Source organism: Citrobacter sp. Marseille-Q6884 (assembly GCF_945906775.1).
Classification (GTDB): domain Bacteria; phylum Pseudomonadota; class Gammaproteobacteria; order Enterobacterales; family Enterobacteriaceae; genus Citrobacter.
The window spans coordinates 1,398,271-1,425,196 of record NZ_CAMDRE010000002.1; the positions used below are offsets into that span (position 1 = coordinate 1,398,271).

25 protein-coding genes and 1 pseudogene are annotated in these 26,926 nt (G+C 50.9%); 13 read left to right on the top strand and 13 right to left on the bottom strand.

From position 1 onward, the window contains the following. Genes urtD through urtA form a run of 4 tightly spaced genes read right to left on the bottom strand, consistent with a single transcriptional unit; the run spans position 1 to position 4,762 of the window. The gene (gene urtD / locus N7268_RS21830; protein WP_260864452.1) at positions 1 to 798 is read right to left on the bottom strand and encodes an urea ABC transporter ATP-binding protein UrtD; all 798 of its coding nucleotides are present in this window, start codon (positions 796 to 798) and stop codon (positions 1 to 3) included. Then, positions 798 to 1,871: an urea ABC transporter permease subunit UrtC gene (gene urtC, locus N7268_RS21835; protein WP_260864453.1), complete on the bottom strand. Its 1,074-nt coding sequence runs from the start codon at positions 1,869 to 1,871 to the stop codon at positions 798 to 800. The genes urtD and urtC overlap by 1 nt, the downstream gene beginning before the upstream one ends. Then, positions 1,871 to 3,445 (bottom strand): urea ABC transporter permease subunit UrtB, encoded by a 1,575-nt coding sequence (gene urtB, locus N7268_RS21840; protein WP_260864454.1) that lies wholly within the window; start codon positions 3,443 to 3,445, stop codon positions 1,871 to 1,873. The genes urtC and urtB overlap by 1 nt, the downstream gene beginning before the upstream one ends. Positions 3,446 to 3,490: 45 nt before the next feature. After that, a complete protein-coding gene (urtA, locus tag N7268_RS21845; RefSeq protein ID WP_260864455.1) occupies positions 3,491 to 4,762 on the bottom strand; it encodes an urea ABC transporter substrate-binding protein in 1,272 nt (423 codons plus the stop codon). Between the two features lie 480 nt (positions 4,763 to 5,242). Here urtA and mgtS point away from each other — a divergent pair, with 480 nt between their 5' ends. Beyond that, the gene (gene mgtS, locus N7268_RS21850; RefSeq protein ID WP_003032406.1) at positions 5,243 to 5,338 is read left to right on the top strand and encodes a protein MgtS; all 96 of its coding nucleotides are present in this window, start codon (positions 5,243 to 5,245) and stop codon (positions 5,336 to 5,338) included. Between the two features lie 281 nt (positions 5,339 to 5,619). Here mgtS and N7268_RS21855 read toward each other — a convergent pair whose 3' ends face one another. Then, positions 5,620 to 6,546, bottom strand: a complete 927-nt coding sequence (locus tag N7268_RS21855; protein WP_260864456.1) for a diguanylate cyclase — start codon at positions 6,544 to 6,546, stop codon at positions 5,620 to 5,622. 371 nt (positions 6,547 to 6,917) lie between these two features. Between N7268_RS21855 and N7268_RS21860 the strand changes: the two genes are divergently transcribed. Beyond that, positions 6,918 to 7,232, top strand: a complete 315-nt coding sequence (locus N7268_RS21860) for a PTS sugar transporter subunit IIB (protein ID WP_260864457.1) — start codon at positions 6,918 to 6,920, stop codon at positions 7,230 to 7,232. 96 nt (positions 7,233 to 7,328) lie between these two features. On the opposite strand, the gene dcp is transcribed toward N7268_RS21860, so the two are convergent. Continuing rightward, the gene (dcp, locus tag N7268_RS21865; protein ID WP_260864458.1) at positions 7,329 to 9,371 is read right to left on the bottom strand and encodes a peptidyl-dipeptidase Dcp; all 2,043 of its coding nucleotides are present in this window, start codon (positions 9,369 to 9,371) and stop codon (positions 7,329 to 7,331) included. 137 nt (positions 9,372 to 9,508) lie between these two features. On the opposite strand from dcp, the gene ydfG reads away from it, so the two are divergent. The 3 genes from ydfG (at position 9,509) to ydfZ (ending at position 11,424) form a co-directional block, all read left to right on the top strand. Beyond that, positions 9,509 to 10,255 (top strand): bifunctional NADP-dependent 3-hydroxy acid dehydrogenase/3-hydroxypropionate dehydrogenase YdfG, encoded by a 747-nt coding sequence (gene ydfG / locus N7268_RS21870; protein ID WP_260864459.1) that lies wholly within the window; start codon positions 9,509 to 9,511, stop codon positions 10,253 to 10,255. An 86-nt stretch (positions 10,256 to 10,341) separates the two neighbouring features. Continuing rightward, positions 10,342 to 11,028, top strand: coding sequence for a GntR family transcriptional regulator (locus N7268_RS21875; protein ID WP_260864460.1), 687 nt, complete (start codon positions 10,342 to 10,344; stop codon positions 11,026 to 11,028). Positions 11,029 to 11,220: 192 nt separating this feature from the next. Further along, positions 11,221 to 11,424, top strand: a complete 204-nt coding sequence (gene ydfZ / locus N7268_RS21880; protein WP_198904241.1) for a putative selenium delivery protein YdfZ — start codon at positions 11,221 to 11,223, stop codon at positions 11,422 to 11,424. A gap of 75 nt (positions 11,425 to 11,499) precedes the next feature. Here ydfZ and N7268_RS21885 read toward each other — a convergent pair whose 3' ends face one another. The 5 genes from N7268_RS21885 to N7268_RS21905 all read right to left on the bottom strand — a co-directional run bounded on the left by N7268_RS21885 (position 11,500) and on the right by N7268_RS21905 (position 17,796). Next, a complete protein-coding gene (locus N7268_RS21885; protein WP_260864461.1) occupies positions 11,500 to 12,966 on the bottom strand; it encodes a mannitol dehydrogenase family protein in 1,467 nt (488 codons plus the stop codon). A 164-nt stretch (positions 12,967 to 13,130) separates the two neighbouring features. Then, a complete protein-coding gene (locus N7268_RS21890) occupies positions 13,131 to 14,675 on the bottom strand; it encodes an MFS transporter (RefSeq protein ID WP_260864462.1) in 1,545 nt (514 codons plus the stop codon). A gap of 24 nt (positions 14,676 to 14,699) precedes the next feature. Beyond that, the gene (uxaC, locus tag N7268_RS21895; RefSeq protein ID WP_260864463.1) at positions 14,700 to 16,106 is read right to left on the bottom strand and encodes a glucuronate isomerase; all 1,407 of its coding nucleotides are present in this window, start codon (positions 16,104 to 16,106) and stop codon (positions 14,700 to 14,702) included. Between the two features lie 41 nt (positions 16,107 to 16,147). Continuing rightward, positions 16,148 to 17,362 carry a starvation-sensing protein RspA gene (gene rspA, locus N7268_RS21900; RefSeq protein WP_260864464.1) on the bottom strand — a complete coding sequence of 405 codons (1,215 nt, stop codon included), beginning with the start codon at positions 17,360 to 17,362 and terminating at the stop codon, positions 16,148 to 16,150. 107 nt (positions 17,363 to 17,469) lie between these two features. Continuing rightward, positions 17,470 to 17,796 carry a YnfA family protein gene (locus N7268_RS21905; protein ID WP_260864465.1) on the bottom strand — a complete coding sequence of 109 codons (327 nt, stop codon included), beginning with the start codon at positions 17,794 to 17,796 and terminating at the stop codon, positions 17,470 to 17,472. Between the two features lie 155 nt (positions 17,797 to 17,951). Between N7268_RS21905 and N7268_RS21910 the strand changes: the two genes are divergently transcribed. Together N7268_RS21910 and speG are read left to right on the top strand one after the other, a co-directional pair. Further along, positions 17,952 to 18,293, top strand: a complete 342-nt coding sequence (locus N7268_RS21910) for a DUF1283 family protein (RefSeq protein WP_198904247.1) — start codon at positions 17,952 to 17,954, stop codon at positions 18,291 to 18,293. A 36-nt stretch (positions 18,294 to 18,329) separates the two neighbouring features. Then, a complete protein-coding gene (gene speG, locus N7268_RS21915; protein WP_198904248.1) occupies positions 18,330 to 18,890 on the top strand; it encodes a spermidine N1-acetyltransferase in 561 nt (186 codons plus the stop codon). 6 nt (positions 18,891 to 18,896) lie between these two features. On the opposite strand, the gene N7268_RS21920 is transcribed toward speG, so the two are convergent. Further along, entirely contained in the window at positions 18,897 to 19,607 is a 711-nt protein-coding gene (locus N7268_RS21920; protein WP_260864466.1) for a YnfC family lipoprotein, read from the bottom strand. Positions 19,608 to 19,709: 102 nt separating this feature from the next. Here N7268_RS21920 and N7268_RS21925 point away from each other — a divergent pair, with 102 nt between their 5' ends. The 6 genes and pseudogenes from N7268_RS21925 to clcB all read left to right on the top strand — a co-directional run bounded on the left by N7268_RS21925 (position 19,710) and on the right by clcB (position 26,158). Beyond that, on the top strand, positions 19,710 to 20,018 hold the full coding sequence (locus N7268_RS21925) for a DUF1161 domain-containing protein (RefSeq protein WP_260864467.1): 309 nt from the start codon (positions 19,710 to 19,712) through the stop codon (positions 20,016 to 20,018). Positions 20,019 to 20,169: 151 nt separating this feature from the next. Continuing rightward, positions 20,170 to 22,607: pseudogene (ynfE, locus tag N7268_RS21930) on the top strand (selenate/tellurate reductase subunit YnfE). A gap of 10 nt (positions 22,608 to 22,617) precedes the next feature. After that, complete coding sequence (locus N7268_RS21935; RefSeq protein WP_260864468.1) at positions 22,618 to 23,235, top strand: DMSO/selenate family reductase complex B subunit; 618 nt, start codon at positions 22,618 to 22,620, stop codon at positions 23,233 to 23,235. Between the two features lies 1 nt (position 23,236). Further along, a complete protein-coding gene (locus tag N7268_RS21940; RefSeq protein ID WP_260864469.1) occupies positions 23,237 to 24,091 on the top strand; it encodes a dimethyl sulfoxide reductase anchor subunit family protein in 855 nt (284 codons plus the stop codon). 42 nt (positions 24,092 to 24,133) lie between these two features. Continuing rightward, entirely contained in the window at positions 24,134 to 24,748 is a 615-nt protein-coding gene (gene dmsD / locus N7268_RS21945) for a Tat proofreading chaperone DmsD (protein ID WP_260864470.1), read from the top strand. Between the two features lie 120 nt (positions 24,749 to 24,868). After that, the gene (gene clcB, locus N7268_RS21950) at positions 24,869 to 26,158 is read left to right on the top strand and encodes a voltage-gated ClC-type chloride channel ClcB (protein ID WP_260864471.1); all 1,290 of its coding nucleotides are present in this window, start codon (positions 24,869 to 24,871) and stop codon (positions 26,156 to 26,158) included. Here the strand turns inward: clcB and bioD are convergent. After that, positions 26,114 to 26,809 (bottom strand): dethiobiotin synthase, encoded by a 696-nt coding sequence (bioD, locus tag N7268_RS21955; RefSeq protein WP_198904255.1) that lies wholly within the window; start codon positions 26,807 to 26,809, stop codon positions 26,114 to 26,116. The genes clcB and bioD overlap by 45 nt on opposite strands. Positions 26,810 to 26,926: the final 117 nt, after the last annotated feature.

Consider the following 26,926-nt stretch of genomic DNA (forward strand, 5'->3'; position numbering starts at 1 on the left):
TTAACGCCCCAGATAGACATCGATAACCAGCTCATTGGCCTGCACGTCTCGCAGACTGCCCTCGGCCAGAACGCGTCCCTGGTGTAACACGGTGACGTGGTCCGCGATGGTCTCCACAAATCCCATATCGTGTTCAACCACCATCAGAGAGTGTTTCCCGGTCAGGGTCAGAAACAGTTCCGCGGTGTATTCGGTTTCCGCATCCGTCATCCCCGCCGCAGGCTCATCCAGCAGTAACAAATGCGGCTCCTGGACCAACAGCATGCCGATCTCAAGAAACTGTTTTTGTCCGTGGGAAAGCAATCCGGCACACCGATGGCGTTCGCTCCCCAGCCGTAACAGCATCAACATCTCATCGATACGATCCCGCTGCTCGCCCGTAAGACGTGACCGTAATGTCCCCCACACGGACTTATCGTTTTTCATGGCGAGCTCAAGGTTTTCGAACACCGTAAGCGCTTCAAATACGGTGGGTTTCTGGAATTTGCGTCCAATCCCCTGGCGGGCAATTGCGATGGAGTCGAGTGACGTTAAATCGGTACGCTGATCATAAATCGCCCGTCCGCTCTGCGGCTTCGTTTTACCCGTAATGACATCCATTAATGTCGTTTTTCCGGCGCCATTTGGCCCAATAATGCAACGCAATTCCCCGACACCAATATTGAGCGTCAAATCGGTTAACGCCTGGAAACCGTCAAAACTAACGTTAATGTTTTCCAGTTGTAATACCGGGTCAGTTTGGTGACGAAAGCGGTCGCCGGGCATCTGGCGGGTGAACAGCCCTTCATCTGGCAGCATTACTTCTCTCCCTTACGAAACAACCCCATTACGCCACGGGGTAAAAACAGCGTGACGCCAATAAATATCAGGCCAAGAAACAGCTGCCAGTACTCCGGCATAATGACGGTGAACCAACTTTTAGCACCGTTAACCAGTAGCGCGCCAAATACCGGTCCGATTAGCGTGCCGCGCCCACCCAGCGCGACCCAAATCGCCGCTTCAATCGAGTTGGTCGGTGACATTTCACTGGGATTAATAATGCCCACCTGCGGAACATACAACGCGCCTGCCAGCCCACACAGCACAGCGGACAACGTCCACACCAGCAGTTTGAAACCTTTCGGGTCATAACCACAAAACGCCAGCCGGTTTTCAGCGTCACGCACAGCAGTCAAAATGCGACCAAATTTACTGCGAGCCAGCGCAAATCCCAGCCACAGCGCCACAACAAGAAGCATGACTGTCGCCAAAAACAGCCCAATGCGTGTCGATGTTGCACTCACGGGAAACCCGAGAAGGGTCGTAAATCCGGTAAAACCGTTGTTACCACCAAAACCCGTTTCATTGCGGAAAAACAGCAGCATCGCGGCGAAGGTCAGTGCCTGCGTCATGATGGAAAAGTAGACCCCTTTGATTTTTGAGCGAAAGGCAAAATAACCAAAGGCCAGCGCCAGCAGCCCAGGAACGAGGACCACCAGCAACATCGCCCAGAGAAAATGTTGCGTTCCCCACCAGAACCACGGCAGCTCGCTCCAGGAGAGAAAAGACATAAAAGCAGGCAACCCGTCGCCTGCCGCCTGACGCATCAGGTACATCCCCATCGCATAACCGCCCAGCGCGAAGAAAATGCCATGTCCCAGCGAAAGCATGCCGGCGTATCCCCACACCAGATCCAGCGCAACCGCGACAATGGCATAGCAGAGAATTTTGCCGATCAACGTCAGCATCCAGACGGAGACAGCCAGCGGATGGTCTGCCGGTAACAGCGCGAGAAATGGCAGAATTATCAGCGCCAGCAATAAACTGAGCCCCAGCCACCGCGTCACATGCGGCGCTTTACGCGCCAGCGTTAATGTCATTGGCATCGTCATCAGTCAATAACCCTCCCTTTCAGCGCGAACACACCCTGGGGGCGTTTCTGAATAAACAGAATGATTAACACCAGGATCAGGATTTTGCCGAGCACAGCCCCCACCTGGGGTTCAAGGATTTTATTGAAGATCCCAAGACCGAACGCAGCCACCACGCTGCCTGCCAGTTGCCCCACGCCACCCAGCACCACGACCAGAAACGAATCAATAATGTAGCTTTGCCCCAGCTCTGGCCCCACATTGCCCAATTGCGACAACGCCACACCACCAAGACCGGCAATTCCCGAGCCCAGGCCGAACGCCAGCATATCCACCCGTCCGGTGGGAACACCACAACAGGCCGCCATACTGCGGTTTTGTGTCACTGCGCGAACATGCATCCCCAGACGCGTTTTATTCAGCAACAGCCAGGTGAAGAACAACACCAGAATGGCAAAACCAAGTACCACCAGTCGGTTCCACGGCAGGATCAGGTTGGCATAGACCTGAATACCACCGGATAGCCACGCAGGATTTGCTACCTCCAGGTTTTGCGCCCCAAAGGCCATGCGGACCAGTTGGATCAGCATCAGACTGATCCCCCATGTCGCCAGCAGGGTTTCAAGGGGACGCCCGTACAAGTGACGGATGACACCGCGCTCAAGGAGCATTCCTGTGGCTGCGGTAAACATAAACGCGACCGGCAGGGCAACAACCGGATAAAAGGCCAGCCACTGCGGTAAAAACTGACTCATCAGCTGTTGCACCATCCAGGTACAGTAGGCGCCAAGCATCAACATTTCGCCGTGCGCCATATTGATGACGCCAAGTAACCCGTAGGTAATGGCCAGCCCCAACGCCGCCAGCAGCAAAATTGAGCCCAGTGACAGCCCCATAAACGCCTGTCCCAGAAGATCACCGACCTTCATGCGCTGCGCGATGGTATTCAGACTTTCGCTTGCGGCGGCACGTACACGACTATCCGGCTCATGTTCGGTCTGGGTAAAAGGCTGAAGTCGCGCCAGCGTTTCTGGATCGTTTGAATCCGCCAGTCGTTCGACCGCCTGGCGTCTGATCTGTGGCTGCGCACTGTTCAGTTGCAGGTTTGCCAGCACAAGGGCAAGCTGGGACTTCACCTGCGCATCCGGCTCCTGCTCCAGCCTTTGCAGCAGAAACGGCAACATGGCAGGCTGTGCTTCACGCTGTAAAATGTGTACGGCGGCAGTCCTTTCCGTGACGCTGTCACTTAACAGTTGATGTACCGCCAGCGTCCCGGCAACCAGATTACGCAGACGGTTGGTGAAGCGGACTTTTTTTAACTCGCCAGAAGGATGGCTCGCCGCGCCCAGCGGTTGCACTGCAGCCCCGTTCATCGTGAAGGCGTTTTTTGCCGCGTCGGTGAGCACATTTTCGCGCCCCAACGCATTCAATAACGGTAAACGTTGAAGCTCAGGGTTAACGGCCCAGCGCTCCAGTAAAGCGGCCTGTTGCGTACGGCTGGCCGCAGTAAACGTATCGGCATCGGTTGCCTGCGCTATCCACGGCAAAAGCCACGTCAGCAACAACACGCCACGAATAAAGCACATGGCTTTCATGATAGCGTTCTCCAGAACAGCGCCCTCCCGGCGGAGGGCGAGAGATTAATTACTGGCGGTTTTGACAGGCTGCTCAGATTTCTTATCATTCCCGGCGATATACGGACTCCAGGGTTGCGCACGGACAGGCGCATCGGTCTGCCACACGACGTTAAACTGGCCATTCCCCTCTATCTCGCCAATCATTACGGGCTTATGCAGGTGGTGGTTGGTGGCGTCCATGGTCAGCGTAAAGCCGGACGGTGCGACGAAAGATTGCCCTGCCATTGCCGCACGGACTTTATCCACATCGGTGGTTCCCGCTTTTTCTACCGCCTGCGCCCACATATGCAGGCCAACATAAGTTGCCTCCATAGGATCGTTTGTCACGACCGAGTCGGCATTCGGCAGTTTGTGCGCTTTGGCATACGCCCGGTAATCGGCAACAAACTTCTGGTTGGTCGCATTATCAACCGACTCGAAGTAGTTCCAGGCCGCCAGGTTACCCACCAGCGGTTTGGTATCAATTCCGCGCAACTCCTCTTCACCGACAGAAAACGCCACGACAGGCACATCCGTTGCTTTCAGCCCCTGGTTGGCCAGTTCTTTGTAAAACGGAACGTTAGAATCACCATTAATGGTCGAGACCACCGCCGTTTTTCCGCCTGCAGAGAATTTTTTAATACTGGCGACAATCGTCTGGTAATCGCTGTGTCCGAACGGGGTATAAACTTCTTCGATGTCTTTGTCTGCGACTCCCTTAGAATGCAAAAAGGCACGCAAGATTTTGTTGGTTGTGCGGGGATAAACATAATCGGTGCCAAGCAGGAAGAAACGTTTGGCGCTGCCGCCGTCCTCGCTCATCAGATACTCAACGGCCGGGATCGCCTGCTGGTTTGGTGCCGCCCCGGTATAAAAGACATTCGGTGACATCTCTTCACCCTCGTATTGCACGGGGTAGAACAGTAATCCGTTTAACTCTTCAAACACCGGCAGGACTGATTTACGCGAGACCGATGTCCAACAGCCAAAGACCACCGCCACCTTATCCTGACTCAGCAACTGCCGTGCTTTTTCAGCGAACAACGGCCAGTTCGAAGCCGGATCAACAACAACGGGCTCCAGTTTCTTCCCCAGGACACCACCTTTCGCGTTAATTTCATCGATGGTCATTAACGCCACATCTTTAAGAGGGGTTTCAGAAATAGCCATCGTCCCGGATAGCGAATGCATAATCCCAACCTTAATCGTGTCGGCTGCCTGAACGTTAAAACTCAGCCCCATTGCCACAACGGAGGCAGAAAGTGCAAAAGCTTTGAGTAATGTACGACGCTGCATAGTTTCACTCCTGAAATAGACTTGCCGAAAGCTCCGGTCAGCAGGGCTGACAAAAACGGTGCAAATTAAGGTGTTCAGAAGTGATTAGGCAAAAAGGATGCCAGATATTAAAAGGCTATATAAAATCAACCGATTAGAAATCGGACCGCGATATTCAGGACAAAGCAAGGCGCAAAAACAGTGTTACAAGAAAAATTGACCCACAATGAATCATGAATTGCATTATAAACGTGCAACATCCGCTGCCCCGCTTAATCATTCCGGTGCTTTATCACAGGATAAAATCACGTTTTTGCATTTCGATCGAGGTGATTTTCGTCACTATTACGCATTATTCTCGACGCAAAAATGCAAAGCCTTACCTTTCAGACAAAATAATCACACAGTTCAGTCTTTGTTTAAGTTTGAATTGCTACTATAGTGCTTAACGAGGTGAAATTTAATCAAGAGAGGAAACTCACAGAGAAAGGAGCATTTACTATGTTAGGTAACATGAATATTTTTATGGCAGTTCTGGGAATTATTTTGTTTTCCGGTTTTCTGGCCGCCTACTTTAGCCACCGATGGGATGATTGATGAACGACGATAGTCCTGCACCGAACCGGCCCCTTGCTGCATAACCGCACAAGGGGCCATTTTTTTACCCGTCCACTTTCGCTGCTCATTTCCCGAATTACAGGTAAAAAAAACCGCCGGATGAACCAGCGGTAAATGCTTGCATGGATAGATTTGTGTTTTGCTTTATACGTCACCAGGCAATTCCCTGCGAGATAACGGATAGTTAACTACCTTACCATCAACAACCCCAACGAAAGTTAAACGAAACGACACCAGGCCTTAACCGACGACTTCGGCGCTCATGCTCTGACGCGCAGCGTCATTTGATCGTTGGTCTCAATCAGCGTAATTTTCTGCTGCTCATCCATAAACATACAGCGATTTCGACCTGTCTGTTTCCCTTCATACATTGCTCTGTCAGCCCGGCCGATCACCACATCCAACGTTTCTCCCGGCTGCGCACGCGTGATACCCGCAGTTACCGTAATGTTCAGTTCGCCATCCGGGTACGGAATTTTTTTTCGACCAATCAGATGGCAAAGACGCAATCCCGCCCGGCATGCCTGATCATCCGTCTTTGTTCGGATAAGGATAATAAACTCTTCACCACCGTAGCGGTACGCCACCTCATCATGGCGTGTCCATGCTAATAAATTCGATGCCAGATTTCGCAAAACAACATCACCGACCAGATGGCCGTAAGTGTCATTCACATATTTAAAACGATCGATATCCAGCAATAAAATATATAAATTTAGCGGTTCGGCTTCACGCAACTGCTGATCAAAGGATTCATCCAGCATTCTTCTGCCAGGTAACCCCGTTAATATATCGATGTTACTGCGTATATTCAGCAAATAGAGTTTGTAATCCATTACAGATGAGGTGAATTCCAGTAATGCGTCCTGGAAACTATCGAAGTGCCATGCCTGACTGCGATTATCAACGATTGCCGCCAGCAGTTCTTTTCCTAATACATGCATTTTTTCATGTGCTGTATTTATCTTACTCAGGTAGCTCGCATCCTCGTTGCCTTCTACCGGTTGGTGATTGAGCCATTGCCCAAACTGACAGACAAAGTGCGCGTTATCACCCATAATATCCGGCTGAGTAACATCTGACGACACAACGCAGCGGAACATTTTCACTAACCATTTGTAATGGGCATCAACCGACTTATTCAACTCTAACAACACTGCATCTATTTCAGTGGTTTTTCTGATCATCACGATTCCCTTCTCTGTGTGAACATTTCAACGTAGGCTATTTTAACGACAAAAAAGAAAACTTATGTAAATTTATTAATAGTAGTTAATAAGTTAAGAATTATCCCATTGAAGGAGTGATGACATCTTTCGCTTCTGAGAAACCGAATTATAAATATCACATCTCTCCTTTAAGGTAATGGATGACACAAGGTACGATCATCAGGAATATATCGCGTCAGGTATATCCCTGTTTGCCGTTAGTCAGGTCGTTGAACAGATAACAAGACTTTCTTCCGCACTTGCATTTTTATTGTACGAATATGAACCAACGCGCATTTTCCTCTCCTGGCCAGGCATAGTGTATGTACGCTTCCCTGGAGGACATGATCATGAAAAAACTATTAATATGTTGTCTGTTTGGAAACACAGCGAACGCTCTGGCTAAAAAAATGCAGAAAATAGCGAATTCGCAGCAACAGCAAATGATTTTCAGCGCCGTAGGGCTGGATAATTTTGCCAGTGTTGCTCCTGCATTCGACTGTTTTCTGGTGGCGCCACATATCCAGTATAAACTCGATGAGCTTAAGGCCATTGTCGGCGAATCACGCCCCATCGCTGTCATAGAAAGCCTGCCCTATGCATCATTGGATGGAGAAAGCGTATTGAATTTTGTTCTTGCGCATATGCCAGAGATGGTCGAGTAAATTAAGGCTTACCCCACTACCGCAAATCCGCTCAGCTCACGAGCAGGTAAAAAAGCCGGGCATGACACCCGGCTTTGTTTTCTGGCTGAAAAAGACTTACGCGCTTAACCCGCGATGCGCCAGCATCGGTTCCATGCGCGGATCGCGCCCACTCCATTGGCGAAACAGTTCCGCTAAATCAGTGCCATTTCCTCGGGATAGAATAGCCTCGCGGAATTTTTGCCCGTTTTCGCGACTCAATCCCCCTTGCTCGACGAACCATTGATAGCCATCGTCTGCCAGCATTTGTGTCCATAAATAAGCGTAATATCCCGCCGCGTAGCCACCGCCAAAAATATGCGCAAAATAACTGCTACGATAACGCGGTGGAACAGCCTGAAGGTGGAGCCCTTCCGCTGACAGCGCCTGTAGTTCAAACGCATCAACAGACAAAGAGGATTCACTCTGCAAACTGTGCCAACGCATATCCAGTAACGCAGCGCTCAGTAACTCAGTCATGTCATAGCCTTTGTTAAACAGACTGGCTCGTTGCATCTTTTCACGCAGCGCCTGAGGCATGGGTTCACCAGTTTCCACATGCCGCGCGAAACGCGCAAAGACGTGCGGATGACTCGCCCAGTGTTCATTAATCTGCGACGGGAACTCAACGAAATCGCGCGGGGTATTTGTCCCTGACAATGTCGCATACCGTTGTGTGGCAAACAGGCCGTGTAATGTGTGCCCAAACTCATGGAATAAGGTGATGACATCATCCCACAGGAGTAAGGCAGGTTGACCCTTCGCAGGTTTTTGATAGTTACACACGTTGTAAATAACAGGCAGGGTCTCATTAAGCAGCGATTGCTCAACAAAGTTCCCCATCCAGGCCCCGCCGCTTTTTGATTCCCGGGCAAAGAAATCACCGTAGAAAAGCGCCAGTCCTACGCCGTCATGATCGAATATTTCCCATACCCGCACATCCGGGTGATACACAGGAATGTCGAAACGCTCAATAAATTTGATGCCAAACAACTGGTTTGCCGTCCAGAAAACACCGTCATTCAGTACCGTATCCAACGCAAAATAGGGTTTGAGTTGCGCCTCATCAAGGGCATATTTATCGCGACGTACCTGCTCAGCATAAAAAGCCCAATCCCAGGCCTGAGCGGTAAATCCCCCCTGTTCTTCATCAATGACGTGCTGTATTTCAGCCTGTTCATCCAGGACCCGCTGGCGTGCGGCCGGCACGATAGCCCGCATAAAAGTGAGCGCCGCTTCCGGCGTTTTAGCCATCTGGTCGGCAATTTTCCAGGCGGCGTAATCGCTAAATCCCAGTAACGTTGCCTGCTGGGTGCGAATGTTTACCAGTCGATGAATAATGGCGCGGGTATCATTCGCATCGTCTTTTTCAGCCCGTGTCCATGCGCAGGTAAACAGTTTTTCACGGGTTTGACGATCGCGTAATACGGCAAGTGCAGGTTGTTGGGTTGTGTTCAATAGCGGGATAACCCAATGTGCTTGAAGCCCTTTCTCCCTCGCGACATCCGCAGCAACGGCAATCTCCTCTGCGCTGAGTCCTTCCAGCTGTCTGACATCATCCACCACCAACGCACCTGATTTGTTCGCGGCCAACAGCCGTTGATTAAACTGACTGGTCAGGGTCGCGGACTCAGTGTTGAGCGCTTTCAGGCGCGCTTTATCCGCCTCATTAAGGCGTGCGCCTGAAAGGACAAAACGCTGGTGGATAACCTCCAACAGACGTAATGATTCGCCATCCAGACCCAGCGCGTTACGTCGTTGCCAGACGTCATCAACACGCGCAAAAAGCGCACTGTTGAGATAGATATCATTCGATAAGGCCGCCAGTTCAGCGGAGAACGCCTCATCCAGTTGCTGTAAGACATCATTGGTATGCGCCGCCGTCATCGCAAAAAATACGCTGGTGACGCGCGTTAACATTGCCCCACTTTGTTCCAGGGCCAACAAGGTATTGGCAAAATCAGGGGCTTGCGGATTTTGCACAATCGCGTCTATTTCGGCGCGTTTTTGCCGCACAGCCTCATCAAATGCGGGACGGTAATGCTCCTCTTTAATTTGATCAAATGGCGGAGCCTGATAAGGCAACGTGCTGTGGCGCCAGAAAGGATTCGTTAATGACATCTTTCACTCCTGAAAACGATTTGTTTCTTAGAGTAGGCCTCCCGGAAATCGACCGCAATCTCATTAAGCAGGATTACCCCTGAACAGGCATGACGTGCTATGGTAGTACGACGTAAAAAGCGTTGAGGAACAGTGAGATGATCGTTTTAGTGACCGGAGCAACCGCAGGTTTTGGTGAATGCATTACGCGTCGTTTTATTGAGAATGGGCATAAAGTTATTGCCACCGGACGCCGTCAGGAGCGCCTGCAGGAACTGAAAGATGAGTTGGGCGACCGTGTTTATACCGCGCAACTTGACGTACGTAACCGCGCGTCTATTGAAGAGATGCTCGCGGCTTTACCCGCTGAATGGCGAAATATTGATGTTCTTGTCAATAACGCCGGTCTGGCGCTGGGAATGGAACCCGCTCATAAGGCCAACGTTGACGACTGGGAAACCATGATCGATACCAACAACAAAGGTCTGATTTATATGACCCGTGCCGTACTGCCTGGCATGGTGGAACGTAATCGCGGTCATATAATCAATATCGGATCTACTGCCGGTAGCTGGCCATACGCTGGGGGCAACGTTTACGGCGCAACCAAAGCATTTGTTCGCCAGTTTAGCCTGAACTTACGTACGGATTTACACGGAACAGCGGTACGCGTTACCGATATTGAACCGGGACTGGTTGGCGGCACAGAGTTTTCTAATGTGCGTTTCAAAGGCGATGATGATAAAGCTGGCAAAACCTACGAAAACACCACTGCGCTGACACCAGAAGATGTCACTGAAGCGGTTTGGTGGGTGGCTTCACTGCCTGAGCATGTCAACATTAACACCCTCGAAATGATGCCTGTCACACAGTCTTTTGCAGGCCTTAGCGTCCACCGGCGTTAATTTGTATACCCGGCCTCGTGCCGGGTATAGCTCGCAGAAAATAAGTGATAAAATGGTCGGGTTAACTCTCTAAAAAGTAAGAATGAATGACCGCAGAAACGCAGCTCAATCCAACACAGCCAGTAAATCAGCAGATTTACCGCATTCTTCGACGCGACATCGTGCAGTGCCTGATTGCGCCCGGTACGCCGCTTTCGGAGAAAGAGGTTTCCGTTCGCTTTGATGTGTCGCGCCAGCCGGTGCGGGAAGCATTCATCAAACTGGCCGAGAACGGTCTGATTCAGATCCGTCCGCAGCGTGGCAGCTATGTGAATAAGATTTCGCTGTCACAGGTTAAAAATGGCTGTTTTGTTCGACAAGCGATTGAGTGCGCCGTTGCCCGCCGCGCGGCAGCGATGATCACAGACAAACAGTGTTATCAGCTCGAACAAAATCTGCATCAGCAACGCATCGCTATTGATCGCAAGCAGCTCAACGACTTCTTCCTGCTCGATGATGAGTTTCACCAGAAACTGGCCGTCATCGCAGAATGCCAGCTCGCATGGGATACCGTCGAAAATATTAAAGCGACGATAGACCGCGTCCGGTATATGAGCCTGGATCATGTATCCCCTCCTGAAATGCTCCTTCGCCAGCATCACGATATTTTTACAGCGCTGGAGAAACATGATGGTGACGCCGTCGAACGCGCCATGATGCTGCATCTGCAGGAAATTAGTGAGTCTGTTCAGCTTATTCGTCAGGAAAATAGCGACTGGTTCAGCGAAGAATAATCCCTCTGTCTCACCTCGCGCAGAGGTGAGTTTCTCCTTACTGCATCCCTCTCCTACACATCCATTTAAAAAAAGCTGTGATTTTGATCGAAAACAAAAAAAATCATTAACGATAAGCGTATTTATATTGCGCCCGTTACGTGGGACTCAAGCCCACGGGCTTTGACGGTAAGTTGGAAAGGAGAAATCACCATGAAAACATACGATCGTAACCGTAACGCAATCACCACTGGCAGCCGCGTCATGATTAGTGACACTGGGATCACTGGCCGTATCAAAGCCATTGACACCGATGGTCTGACCGCTGAGCAAATTCGCCGCGGTAAAACGGTGGAAGTCGAAGGTTGTGAAGGCAAATATGCCCCCCTCGAATTGATTCGTTTGGGTATGAATTAATTGGTGTGAATGCCAGAAAATAATGCGCCATCTGGCTGCAGTACAGGCCGGATGGCGACATCAGAATTTTATTTGTTACTTCAATTTCGCCGCATATTTCGCTACGGTCATTTTTGCCCCGTCAGCCAGCAATGCAAGATACGCGTTTGTGACCTGGGTTCTGAACAACTCCACCTGCGGCAGTTCGCGACCAAAAATAGCATCAATGGCCAGCAGAGCCTGAACACGCTCTTCACCGTCTTTACTGTTTTGCACCGCATTCTGGATAACCGGCAACAGCGGATCGCTTATCTCAATCACCTGCCCTTGCTCATCCACACCGCCGACGTAGCGCATCCAACCCGCCACGCCCAACGCAAGCAGGCCAAAATGGCTACCGTGAGCAAGATGCCAGCGAACGGAATCCAGCATACGCTGAGGCAATTTTTGACTGCCGTCCATGGCAATCTGCCAGGTACGGTGACGTAATGCCGGGTTACTGTAACGTTCAATCAATCGATCGGCATATTGCTGTAAATCAACGCCTTTCACTTTCAGCGTCGGAGCCTGTTCCTGCAACATCAGTGCGCGCGCAGCGAAACGATAATGCTCATCACCCATGCAGTCATTAATGTGCTGATAACCCGCCAGATAGCCCAAATACGCAAGGAAAGAGTGGCTGCCATTGAGCATACGCAACTTCATCTCTTCGAACGGGATCACGTCGGCCACCAGCTCAGCGCCCGCTTTTTCCCATTCAGGACGACCGGCAACAAAGTTATCTTCAATAACCCACTGACGGAACGGTTCACAGGCCACGCCCGCCGGATCGCGCACACCGGTAAGCTGTTCAATTTTATCCAGCGTATCAGGCGTCACCGCAGGGACGATACGGTCAACCATGGTTGACGGGAATGTTACATGTTGTTCGATCCACCCCGCCAGTTCCGCATCCACAGCACGTGCATAGGCGGTGACAACATTGCGCATCACATGACCATTTTCTGGCATATTATCGCAGGACATCACGGTAAATGCGTTCAATCCCGCAGCCTTACGACGAGCAAGCGCTTCAACGATCACGCCGGGTGCCGTTTTCGGTTGTTTAGGGTTTTGCAGATCGGCGGCGATCATCGGATTGTCTAACATCAGTTGACCAGTCGCCGGAGAATGGCAATACCCTTTCTCGGTAATCGTCAGGGAAACAATCGCGACCTGCGGTTCACACAGGGCTGCCAGTACAGTTTCCAGGCCATCAACCTGCGCGTGTAAGGCATTTTTCACCACGCCGACCACTCTTGCGGTCCAGGCATCTGCCGACATTTCCGCAACGGTATACAGATTATCTTGTTGTTTCAGGTCGGCAATCTGCTGCTCACCGCCGATCAGGTTAACTTCGCAATAACCCCAGTCGCTACGATGTTCCGCGGCCAGGATATCCGCGTAAACGCCCTGGTGAGCGCGATGAAACGCGCCAAAACCCAGGTGAACAATACGCGGGATCAGTGTGGTACGATCGTAACCAGGAAGTGCAGCCTTCGCCGCTAAGAGCTTGTTTTGCATTGTATGACCTACTTATGAATTAAATCAGGACTGACTCAGAGTAACGCCTGTATGGTTGTATGTTTTGATTTGAATTAATCTTTCTATGATTGGTATGACATCATTCAAACTTATCTGACAGCCTGATGTAATCTCTTTCTGCTACACCAGACTGTCAACATTGCTTAGCTCATCAGGGAGGCTGATTTACCTTTGGTGGCCGTCTTTTTTTCTGCCTCGCACCAGAGTGCATCGTAGGAATAGCCGGTTAAATCTTCGACAATCCGACGTGTCTCAGGCTCGACATCCTGCTTCGCGCCATTTGCTTTCAGACGCTCCACTTCATCAACAAAAATTTTATGGGTCCGCTTATTCAGATGGAAGGTTAACGCCTGCCACAGTGCCAGAATCAACAGACCAGCAGTACCTGCGAACAGCAATGTCGCGATAGTGTTGATGGCTTGTTCCGGCTGTACCTGGCTTCCTTTCACAAAGCCGCCATTTTGCAGCATCAAACCGACGATAAAAGTGGCAATCGCAACCGTTGTTTTACGGGAGAAAGTCATGACTGCAGCGAATAGCCCTTCACGACGCTGACGGGTAATCATCTCGTCAATGTCTGGAATGAACGGAAATACGTTCCACGGGGTAAACTCCAGTACGCAACGCCCGACCTGATACAGCGCAGCCAGAATAACCAGCAGCGTGACTTTGTTATCTGTCGGGAACTGGTAAACCATAAACAGCCCTGCCAGACACAGCATCATCAACGTGTAGGCAAAAACATACAGTCGCGACGGGCCATATTTAATGATGGCGAATCCGGCTAATAACGTGACCGGCAGCCCCACGATACTCATCGACAACAGCGTACCGGCAAGAGAAGACGACACATTCAGACAGTAAACACAGAAGAAAACAAAAACAGTGTTGTAAACATCTTTGGCCGTGAAAGAGAGCAAATAGATAGCCAGATGTTTTCTGAACGCGCGAACTTTCAGCGTAGAGCCGTACTCTTTGAACAGACGCCCTACCATCGCTACTTTTTCTGTGAATGTCGTCGGCTGACTACTGCGCTCAAGCTCTTCAAGCATTTCCGGGGTCAAATCGCGTTCCCAGGTGACTTTCCACGAGATGAAGACGCAAATCATAAACAACACGGCAAAGACGACACCATTAATAAAATAGGCGTTCGGATCGTGCTCGCCAAAATGACCAATCAGTAATCCAGGGATAAAGGTGGCTAAAAATGTACCGGACGCAGAAAGGAACATACGGCAGGTTGACAGTTTCGTGCGCGCATTAAAATCCTTGGTCATTTCTGATGGCAGCGTTTCCCATGGAATTAATACCATGGCGGCGATAATTTCAAATGCCAGATAAACCGCAAGGTAGAACCAGAAATTCATTCCGGTCATCCATAGCAAGGTATACACCAGCATCAATGGTGCGCCAATCAACAAAAAGAAACGTCTTCTGCCGAATCGCTTACCTAACGCATTTTTATAGAAATGGTCGGTAAACGATCCCATAAACAGACTGACAATAGCATCGACAATCCTTGCTATGGCCACAATGGATGCTGCTTCAACCGGAGATAATCCGACAAATGTCGTGTAGAAAAAAAGAAGCCATGCGCCAATAACGGTAAATGCACCGCCACCCATAATATCTGTCATGCCATATCCGATACTTATCGGAATGGTTATTTTTCTAGTAGTACGAGACATGTTCTATCCTCACAGGAAAGAGTATTAGAATTTAAAATAATTATTAGCGTTATCGTGACAAATATTCCTGATCATTCGTGTCAGAATTTCTTTATTATCTGGGATCTCTCCTTTTGTTACCCAACCACCAATGAGATTGCAGAGGATCCTGCGAAAATAATCATGGCGAGGATAAGAGACAAAACTACGTGAATCGGTTAGCATTCCGACAAAATGCATCAACAGTCCCTGGTCGGCCAGGCTATTTAACTGACTTTCCATCCCGCGCCGCGTATCGTTAAACCACCAGCCGGAGCCGAATTGGATAGGTGATTTGACACCCAACTCTGCGTTCTGGAAATTCGCAATTGTGGTGGCAACAACATCGTTATAAATAGCGTTCAGGTTATAAAGAATTGTTTTCGGCAAGGCGTTAGCCTGAGCCATCGCATCCAACAGTTGATTAAGCGACGATGCCAGCATTGATTGATCGTTGATGGAATCGAAACCGGTATTGATGCCAAGACGCTGCCGCATCAGGCTGTTATTGTTGCGAATCGCACCAAAATGGATCTGCATCGCCCAGTTTCTGGCCTTGTAGTGCCCCGCCAGCATGACAAAAATGGCGCTGTTTATTTCAGTCTCTTCTGTGCTCGTCAGGGATTCACCTGCCGCTTTACGTACAAAGAGTTGATTGATTCGTGCGGGGTCTGCTGCCTGGTATTCAATCTTAACCGGGCCATGATCAGAAATACGGCACCCTGTTTCATGAAACCAGTCTATCCGACTTTCCAGAGCCGCCGAAAAATGCGCGAAGGATTCGATAGCAATATCTGTCATTTGCCCAAGACGGGCGACAAACTGAGAAAACTCGGTCGAATTTTCATTAAATACATCATCCGGGCGAAACGTCGGCAATACTTTAATCGCAAATGTTTCATCCTGCTGCAGTAAACGATGATATTTCAGTGAGTCCAGTGGCGCATCGGTTGTACAAATAACTTCAACTCCCGAACGTTCCATTAACCGGCGGGGTTTAAAATCGCTTTGTTTAATCAGACGATTACAATGCGCCATGACTTCACGCCAGTTATGGCTATCAAGGTTAATATTGCAATCAAAATACTTACTGAGTTCTAAATGCGTCCAGTGATAAAGCGGATTGCCAAAAGCGGTTTCGACTGTTTCAGCCCACGCCTGAAATTTTTCTTCTGCACTGGCCTCACCGGTAATAGCGTACTCATTAATACCATTAGCCCGCATAGCGCGCCATTTATAATGGTCGCCTGCCAGCCAAAGCTGAGTAATATCCGTAAACGCGTTATTTTCGTAAATCTCTTTTGCATCAAGATGGCAATGATAATCGATGATCGGCAGGTCTTTAGCAACTTCCTGATATAACCGAACACCGACTTCATTGTCGATCATGAAACGATCGTTAATGAAGTCCATGTTTTTCTCCAGCACTCTCTGTTAAACGATATTGACCGTATTTACCAGTTCCACAACGTGCCATCTTCCAGGCGGGCGACAGGCAGATAGGCCGGGTCGTACGGATATTTCGCTGCCAGTTTTTCGTCAAACTCGATACCCAGGCCAGGCTTATTACCCGGGTGCATATAGCCGTTATCGAAGGTCCAGTTATGCGGGAAGACTTCCAGCATCTGCTCGGAGTAACCCATATATTCCTGTACACCGAAGTTCGGTACCCACAGATCAAAGTGCAGTGCCGCAGCCATGCAGACCGGTGACAGGTCGGACGGTCCGTGAGAGCCTGTGCGAACCTGATAGAGAGAAGCAAAGTCGGCAATGCGGCGCATGCCTGTGATACCGCCCGCATGGGTAATGGTGGTGCGGATGTAGTCGATCAACTGCTCTTCAATAAGCTGTTTGCAGTCCCAGATACTGTTAAAGACTTCCCCAACCGCAATCGGCGTAACCGTATGCTGGCGAATCAGACGGAAACATTCCTGATTTTCAGCAGGTGTTGGATCTTCCATCCAGAACAGGCGGTAATCCTCAATGCTTTTGCCAAAACGCGCCGCTTCAATCGGCGTCAAACGGTGGTGCATGTCATGGAGAAGGTGTTCATTAAAGCCAAACTTGTCACGTACGGCTTCAAACAGCGTGGGGGTGAAATCGAGGTATTTTTCCGTTGACCACAGTTGCTCTTCCGGCCACTGCCCTTTGGTCGCCGGCTCGTAGGCCAGACCCTTGCCTTTAGACATACCGTAAGTGGTTTTCATGCCCGGTACACCGCACTGAACACGAATCGCTTTAAACCCCATCTCTTTGTGACGCGCATAGTCTTCCAGTACGTCATCGACGGTATGACCCGTGGTGTGACAGTAGACCATAACACCTTCACGCGATGCGCCACCCAGTAACTGGTAGAGCGGCATATTCGCGGCCTTCGCTTTGATATCCCACAGCGCCATATCCACAGCAGAGATCGCTGACATGGTCACCGGACCGCGACGCCAGTACGCGCCTTTGTAGAAAAACTGCCAGATATCTTCAATCCGGTGTGCATCACGGCCGATAAGCTGCGGACACACGTGATCTTTCAGGTAGGACGCGACAGACAGCTCGCGACCATTCAGTGTGGCATCCCCTAACCCGGTAATCCCGTCCTCTGTCGTGATCTTCAGCGTGACAAAATTACGTCCCGGACAGGTGACAAAAACGTCGGCCCCTACAATTTTCATGCTTTGTTCCTTACATCTCTTCTTGTGATGCAAGAAATTTACCCAACCGGACTACTACCATACAAGTATGATGATCAAAAAAACGCTTACCGATCACAAAAAAGGCGCTATGCGCGCCCCCACCCGGCGACAATGATCAACATGCCGCAAAGGGCAATCAACGCCCCGGACCAGTCGTAAAGACTGAGCTTCACACCCTCGACAATACGTAGCCATAACAGCGCGGTAATGACATACACGCCACCATAGGCAGCATACACTCGCCCGCTTGCGGCCGGATGTAACGTCAATAACCAGACAAATAAAGCCAGCGACACTCCGGCCGGTATCAACAACCAGGCCGTCGCGCCACGCTTAAGCCAAAGCCAGGGTAAAAAGCAGCCTACAATCTCGCAGAGCGCGGTGATGAAAAAAAGGAGTGTTGTCTTAAGCATTTAAGTGATGTCGTGATATTCGGTTTAACCATAATACGACAGAATGTGGTTAGCGTATCCATATCCGCTGAGTGGGTATGCTCCAGAGCAGGAAATAGTGTAGAATTTAGCCCTGTTTTCGCGTTTTTTTCCCTTTCTCATTAAAGGAATTCACCATGAACAATACACTGACCAAACGCCTGTGCCTGACGGGAATGCTTACGCTGGCGGCGGCTGTGTACACCACTTCCGTATTTGCTGAAACCAGTAAACTGGTCATTGAGTCCGGGGACAGTGCGCAAAGTCGTCAACAGGCCGCCATGGAAAAAGAACAATGGAACGATACGCGTCAGTTGCGCCATAAGGTCAACACCCGTACAGAGAAAGAGTGGGACAAAGCCGACGCCGCGTTTGATAGCCGTGATAAATGCGAACAGAGCGCCAATATCAACGCTTACTGGGAACCGAACACCCTTCGTTGCCTTGATCGCCGCACGGGTCGCACTGTAGCTCCATAATCCTGGTACTCACAAACGATATTGAAAGGATACGATATGACGAGCGCCCACAGTGTTAAGTTGCGCCCGCTGGAGCGTGAAGATTTACGGTTTGTTCATCAGCTTGATAATAATGCCAGTGTCATGCGTTACTGGTTCGAAGAGCCATATGAAGCCTTCGTAGAGTTGTCAGATCTTTACGACAAGCACATACACGACCAAAGCGAACGCCGCTTTGTGGTGGAGTGCGACGGTGAAAAAGCCGGTCTGGTGGAGCTGGTTGAAATTAACCATGTGCATCGCCGGGCAGAATTTCAGATCATTATCTCGCCGGATTTCCAGGGTAAAGGCCTGGCCACCCGTGCCGCAAAACTGGCGATGGATTATGGTTTTACCGTTCTTAACTTATATAAGCTGTATCTGATCGTCGATAAAGAAAACGAAAAGGCGATTCACATCTACCGCAAACTTGGTTTTATGGTGGAAGGTGAATTAATTCATGAGTTCTTTATTAATGGCCAGTACCGCAACACCATCCGCATGTGTATCTTCCAACAGCAGTATCTGGCAGAACACAAAGCCTCCGGCCCTAACCTGCTGCAACCTACCGCGCAGTAACGGCTGTTAGTAGTAATCGATGGTATTTTTAATTTCGTAATGATGTTCAACTGCCGGCTTCACACTCTCGTCAATGATAACAAGCTGGCAGTTGACCGGATTTGCATAGTCATCGTAATCGCACGTTTGCGTGACGTTGCTCAAAGGGTGATCGTTCAGCAAACTCACCGCCGTATAATCCAGCTTTTTCTGCGGATCGGCTGACGGTTTAGCATTTACCTGTAACCGGTCTTCTTTGTTGGTTGTTGTTTTTCCCAGCGGGTAACCTTCGGCATCATATCGGTACTGCACCTTCATCTCTTTCCCCGTGGCGGAAACAACAAAACCATTATCGTCGGTGTCCCACACCACGCCTGCAGAAGGCAATTCAGCCAACTGGCATTTCCCCTGTAACAGGATCTTTTTTTCCAGCGTTTCGGCGTCAAGGTAATAATTGGCATCCAGCACCAGCGCCATGCCGGTATTGTTTTCCACATCGTGCAGTTCAAGCGTGTCAAAACACCCTTCCTGCGAGAGCGTACCGCTGACGCGTTTGGCGACTTCGCCTTTGTCATTCAGCAGCGTCTGACTGAAATCCTTCACCGGACCACGTAGCGGATCAAAATCGAACTCATTGGAAAAACTGGCCATTTCCGGCGTAAAGGAAACCAGTCCTTTGGCGTTATCGCAGCCAACCAATGCCACACACAGGATACCTAACAGGGTCTGTTTCTTCACATATTCACCGGGATAAGGAGATAATTCTCAATCATATTAGCAAATACAGTTGTTTACACCAGAAATGCTACTCTTAGTCTATGTCTGTCATGAAAGGAGTTGATGATGAAACTTACCACAGGAATTGCCGCATGTTTGCTGATAATCGCCTCCCCGCAGGTTCTGGCTGCGCCAGCCTCTTGTGAAAGAGTGAAAAGCGATATCGAGCAGCGCATCATGAATAACGGTGTTGCCGAGTCAAGCTTTACGCTAAGTATCGTCCCCAACGATCAGGCCGATCAACCTGACGCCCTGGTCGTGGGTCACTGTGCAAACGATACGCATAAGATCCTTTATATTCGCACCAATAGTGGCAACGCCCCGGCGAATAGTAGCCCTGCCCAGGATGGTCACACTGCCGAACCGCAATAACATTTATAACCCTCCTTTATGGAGGGTTATCCTCAACTTGATATAAATTAATAATCCCTCCCCACAACCCGGTAAACTCGAGACATCATTAGACTGCTATTAATTTCGTTGTAAAAACAAATGTATAGCGATAATAATAATGGAGCGAGTTATGTCTGATCTTGAGCAATGTGGAGGTATTAGCCGCAGGACGTTAGTTAAATCCTCAGCTATCGGATCTCTGGCGCTTGCCGCTGGAGGTATTTCTCTACCGTTTGGTATGCGTACGGCGGCGGCGGCAGTACACAGGCGATACAACCCGCTGAAGAAAAAGTGGTTTGGGGAGCATGTTCTGTCAACTGCGGCAGCCGCTGCGCCCTGCAACTTCACGTCAAAGATGATGAAGTCGTCTGGGTTGAATCCGACAATACCGGGAACGATGAATATGGTCAGCACCAGGTTCGCGCCTGCCTGCGTGGCCGCTCTATTCGCCGCCGCATCAACCATCCAGACCGACTTAATTATCCCATGAAGCGCGTAGGTCAGCGTGGTGAGGGAAAATTTGAGCGTATTAGCTGGCAGGAAGCCCTGGATACCATCAGTACCCGTTTGAAAGATACCGTGCAGAAATACGGCAACGAAGCGGTGTATATCAACTACACCTCGGGCATTGTGGGCGGCAACATTACACGCTCTTCCCCTTACGCCTCGCTGGTCGCACGTCTGATGAACTGTTATGGCGGTTTCCTGAGCCATTACGGCACCTACAGTACCGCACAAATTGCGGCGGCAATGCCCTACACCTACGGCTCAAACGACGGCAACAGCACATCTGATATCGAAAACACCAAACTGGTGGTGATGTTCGGTAATAACCCCGCCGAAACACGAATGAGCGGCGGTGGAATAACGTACTTCCTGGAACAAGCCCGGGAGCGATCTAACGCCCGCATGATTGTTATTGATCCACGCTATACCGATACCGCTGCGGGACGTGAAGATGAATGGATCCCAATCCGTCCCGGTACCGATGCCGCCTTAGTGGCAGGCCTTGCCTGGGTGCTGATTCACGAAGATCTTGTCGATCAGCCCTTCCTCGACAAATACTGCATCGGTTATGACGAGAAAACGCTGCCTGCCGACGCGCCAGCCAACGGCCATTATAAAGCGTATATTTTGGGCGAAGGTGATGACGGCGTGGCAAAAACGCCCCAGTGGGCATCGCACATTACCGGTATTCCGACCGATCGTATTATTAAGCTGGCACGCGAAATTGGCAGCACCAAACCCACCTGCATTTGTCAGGGTTGGGGTCCGCAACGCCAGGCTAACGGCGAACTGACTTCTCGCGCAATCGCTATGCTGCCTATCCTGACGGGTAATGTCGGTATCAACGGCGGCAACAGCGGCGCACGAGAGTCAACCTACACCATCACGATTGAGCGCATGCCGGTGCCAGAAAATCCTGTCAAAACGCAGATCTCCTGTTTTAGCTGGACGGATGCCATCGCCCGGGGTACAGAGATGACGGCTACCCGGGACGGCGTACGCGGAAAAGATAAGCTGGATGTGCCGATTAAATTTATCTGGAACTATGCGGGTAACACCATCACCAATCAGCATTCAGATATCAATAAAACGCATGCGATCTTACAGGATGAGTCAAAGTGCGAAATGATTGTGGTCATCGAAAACTTCATGACATCTTCGGCTAAATACGCCGATATTCTGCTGCCTGATTTAATGACCGTCGAACAGGAAGATATTATTCCTAACGATTATGCCGGGAATATGGGATACCTCATATTTATTCAACCTGCGACCTCCGCCAAATTCGAGCGCAAGCCGATCTACTGGATCATGAGCGAAGTCGCGAAACGGCTGGGCGACGACGTCTATCAACGGTTTACTGAAGGACGCACCCAAGCGCAATGGTTACAATTCCTGTATGCCAAAATGCTCGCCAAAGACCCTGCGCTTCCGTCTTATGATGAACTGAAAAAAATGGGGATCTATAAACGAAAAGATCCTAACGGACACGTTGTCGCCTACAAAAAATTCCGCGAAGACCCTCAAGCCAATCCGCTGAAAACCCCCTCCGGCAAGATAGAAATCTATTCCAGCCGACTGGCCAAAATTGCCAGCACCTGGGAGTTGCAAAAAGATGAAGTGATTAGCCCACTGCCTGTTTACGCCTCAACGTTTGAAGGCTGGGATGACCCCAAACGCAGCACCTTCCCGTTGCAGTTGTTTGGTTTCCATTACAAATCCCGTACGCATTCAAGCTACGGCAACATTGACGTTCTCCAGGCCTCCTGTCGTCAGGAAGTCTGGATAAACCCGGTTGATGCTCAGAAACGCGGCATTGCAAATGGCGATATGGTGCGGGTCTTTAACGATCGCGGTGAAGTGCGTATTCCGGCAAAAGTGACGCCACGCATCCTCCCCGGTGTCAGCGCAATGGGCCAGGGAGCCTGGCACGACGCCGATATGTCCGGCGACAAAATTGATCATGGCGCCTGTGTGAATACGCTGACAACCCAGCGTCCTTCCCCTCTGGCTAAAGGCAACCCACAGCACACAAACCTTGTCGAGATTGAGAAGGTTTAAGGATTAGCTCATGAATGCGCAATACGGATTTTTTATCGACTCCGCCCGTTGCACAGGCTGTAAAACCTGCGAACTGGCGTGTAAAGACTATAAAGACTTAACCCCGGATGTGAGCTTTCGCCGTATTTACGAATACGCTGGCGGCAACTGGCAGGAAGATAACGGCGTCTGGCATCAAAATGTCTTCGCGTATTATCTCTCTATTGCCTGCAACCATTGCGACGACCCTGCCTGTACGAAAGTTTGCCCGAGCGGCGCCATGCATAAACGTGAAGACGGATTTGTCGTGGTGGATGAAGACGTCTGCATCGGCTGCCGTTACTGCCATATGGCCTGCCCGTACGGCGCGCCGCAATATAATGCTGCCAAAGGGCATATGACCAAATGCGACGGCTGCCACGACCGCGTCGCTGACGGGAAAAAACCGATCTGCGTCGAGTCCTGCCCGTTACGTGCCCTGGATTTTGGCCCCATTGATGAACTACGCAAAAAGCACGGTACGCTGGCTGCCGTTGCGCCGCTACCCGGCGCGTACTTCACCAAACCGAATATTGTGATCAAACCTAACGCCAATAGCCGTCCAACCGGGGACTCCACCGGTTATCTGGCAAACCCGAGGGAGGTGTAAAATGGGAAATGGATGGCATGAATGGCCCCTGGTTCTGTTTACCGTGCTGGGTCAATGCGTCGCTGGCGCATTGATCGTTAGCGGAGCGGGCTGGTTGACGGCCAAAGAGACTGCGACAAAGCAACGTATCGTTCGCGGGATGTTCTTTCTGTGGGTAGTGATGGGGATCGGTTTTCTCGCCTCGGTCATGCACCTGGGTTCTCCCCTTCGTGCGCTTAATTCACTTAACAGAGTGGGTGAATCGGCACTGAGTAACGAAATCGCCTGCGGATCACTGTTTTTTGCCGTAGGGGGTTTCTGGTGGCTGGTGGCTTTTATCGGTAAAATGCCAGCCGCATTAGGCAAAATCTGGTTACTGGTGAGCATGATCCTCGGCGTGGTATTTGTCTGGGCAATGACAAACGTTTACCAGATAGATACGGTGCCAACCTGGTATAATGGCTATACAACGGTGGCCTTTTTTATGACGATGCTGCTGGCAGGGCCGCTATTTGCCGCTCTCCTGCTGCGCGCCGCGGGTGTTTCCTTTAACGCAACACCATTCGCCAGTCTCAGCGTACTGGCGCTGTTGATCAGTGCGGCTGTTATTGCCCTGCAAGGTTTGTCGCTCGGCCTCATTCATAGCTCGGTGCAACAGGCAAACGCACTGGTTCCCGACTATGGTAGCTTGCAGGTTTGGCGCATCGTGTTGCTGGCTGCTGGGCTGGGGTGCTGGATTTGCCCGCTGATCCGCCGCAAAGACCCGCATATTGCGGGACTCGCGCTGGGATTAGTATTGGTACTTGTCGGTGAATTTATCGGCCGTGGCTTGTTTTATGGTCTGCATATGACAGTCGGGATGGCTGTTGCAGGTTAACTTTCGAGTGCGGGGAAACCCGCACGTTTCAGGATTGTTTGCATGACCCATTTTTCTCAACGTGACAATTTTTCCACCGCGGCTCGGGTGCTGGGCGCGCTGTTTTACTCTGCACCAGACAGCGCCGAAGCCGCTCCGTTAGTCTCCGCACTCACTGCCGATGGCTGGCAGACACAGTGGCCGCTGCCAGAGGATGCGCTGTCCCCGCTGGTGACAAAATTTCAGGCTGACGCCGATGAAACACTTCCGCACGCCTGGCAGCGTTTGTTTATCGGTCCTTATGCGCTCCCCGCGCCACCCTGGGGATCTGTCTGGTTGGATCGTGAAAATGTCTTATTTGGTGACTCCACGCTGGCATTACGGCAGTGGATGCGGGACAACGGTATCCAGTTTGCCACGCACCAGAATGAACCAGAAGATCACATTGGTGCGCTGTTGTTGTTGGTAGCCTGGCTTGCGGAAAACGAACGTGACACCGAGTGTGAGCAGCTGCTGGCCTGGCATTTGTTACCGTGGTCGGCACGTTTTCTGGAGATCTTCGTCGAGAAAGCTGAACATCCATTCTACCAGGCACTGGGAGAACTGACCCGTCAGACCCTCGCGCACTGGCAGGCTCAGTTGTTGATCCCCGTCGCGAGGAAACCGTTATTTCGCTGATGCCTTCGACAGGCAGGGCGTGCCCTGCCTTTCTCCCTTTATGTGTCGCACGCGGTGCCTTTGCTTCTGACAGTAAATCCCCGCAAAATAGGCCGTCTGAATTTTCTTGTCTGGCAATCCATGCATCATTTACATGTTTACCCTGACCTGCGCGCGATGTTTCGCCGTCTGCTGTTTGCCGCGCTGATTGGTATCCTCGCTGCGCTGGCTGTCGCAGGGTTTCGCCACGCCATGTTACTCCTGGAGTGGTTTTTCCTGAGTAACACCACTGGCAGTCTGGTCAATGCAGCCGCGAACCTGTCACCGTTCAGACGCATGCTGACGCCAGCATTGGGGGGCCTTGCGGCAGGATTACTGCTGTGGGGTTGGCAAAAATTCAACCAGTTACGTCCGCAAGCCCCTACTGATTACATGGAAGCCCTGCAAACTGACGGGCAGTTCGACGTCAGCGCAAGTCTGGTGAAATCACTGGCATCGTTGCTGGTCGTCGCCAGCGGAAGCGCGATTGGTCGCGAAGGCGCAATGATATTGCTCGCCGCGCTGGCAGCCTCCTGTTTTGCACAACGCTTTACACCGCGCACAGAATGGAAACTCTGGATTGCCTGCGGAGCCGCTGCGGGGATGGCTGCCGCGTATCATGCTCCTCTGGCGGGCAGCCTGTTCATCGCCGAAGTGCTGTTTGGCACCTTGATTCTGGCGTCACTGGGCCCTGTGGTTGTCTCCGCGGTTGTCGCACTGTTAACCACAAACGTACTCAGCGACAGCAACGCGCTGCTTTATACCGTGCATTTAACGCGGGAGCTTCACGCGCTGGAGTACGTGATGATTGTCAGCACCGGTCTGGCAGCTGGTGTCTGTGGACCGTTGTTTATGTGGCTGATGACCACCAGCCATAACGGTTTTTTACGCTTAAAACTCTCCCCACCCTGGCAGTTAGCGGCGGGCGGACTCATCGTCGGACTGCTCTCGTTACTGACACCAACCGTCTGGGGGAATGGCTACAGCGTGGTGCAGTCGTTTTTGCTCTCACCCCCGCTGCTGACCGCCATCTCCGGGATCTTCATTTGCAAGTTATTGGCTGTGCTCGCCAGCAGTGGTTCAGGCGCTCCAGGGGGCGTGTTTACCCCGACCCTGTTTGTTGGTCTGTCGATTGGTATGCTGTTTGGTCGTATGTGGGGATTCTGGCTGCCGGGAACGGATGAGATTGCCATACTGCTTGGATTAACGGGGATGGCCACGCTGCTGGCAGCGACTACGCATGCGCCTATCATGTCAACGCTGATGGTTTGTGAAATGACCGGGGAGTATCGTCTGCTCCCCGGACTATTGATAGCCTGTGTCGTGGCGTCTGTCGTATCGCGGACGTTACGCCAGGACTCGATCTACCGACAGCACACTACCGAGCATTGAAAGGCGAATATACTGGGAAAGCTCACGCTGCTCAGCGCGCGGCAAATACGGCAGTTCACCGATCAGCGGTGCCGGTAATTTTTTGCTCAGCACATCAATGATTTCCGCATAATGCGCCAGGCCCGGGTTGATTCGGTTTGCGACCCAACCAATCAGCGGCAGTCCATCGCTGGCAATCGCCTGCGCCGTCAGGATGGCATGATTAATACACCCTTCCTGAATACCCACTACCATCAGTACGGGCAACTGTTCTTGTACCACCCACTCCGATAACGGACGCAGATCGTTCATCAGGCTGCGCCAGCCTCCGGTGCCTTCAACGACAACGTGATCAACCTTTTCGCTCAGGCTCGCGAGTCCGTTAGACAGCAAGGTGTAGTTAACGGGGCCGCTATGCGCCACGCTACTTTCGTCTTCGCTCAGTGCGATAGGGTTGATCGCCTCGTAAGGCAGTTCAATGGAAGAGACACTTTGCAGCACCAGCGCATCTTTGTTGCGCAGGCCTTCCGGGGTCTCTTTACTACCTTTAGCCACGGGTTTGTAGCCCGCAACACGTTTACCCCCTGACGCTAACGCTTGTAGTAATGCGCGGGAAACCACTGTCTTCCCAACAGAAGTGTCTGTACCTGTAATAAAGAAACGCTTCAGCATCACTAACTCCACCGTTATGCTTCGAAAATATAAGCCAGGAAAATAAAACAGTGGGGAAAGTCTAAGGTATGAGGACCCGATCCAGCTTGAGATAGCGCAAATTTTTGTACAACAGTT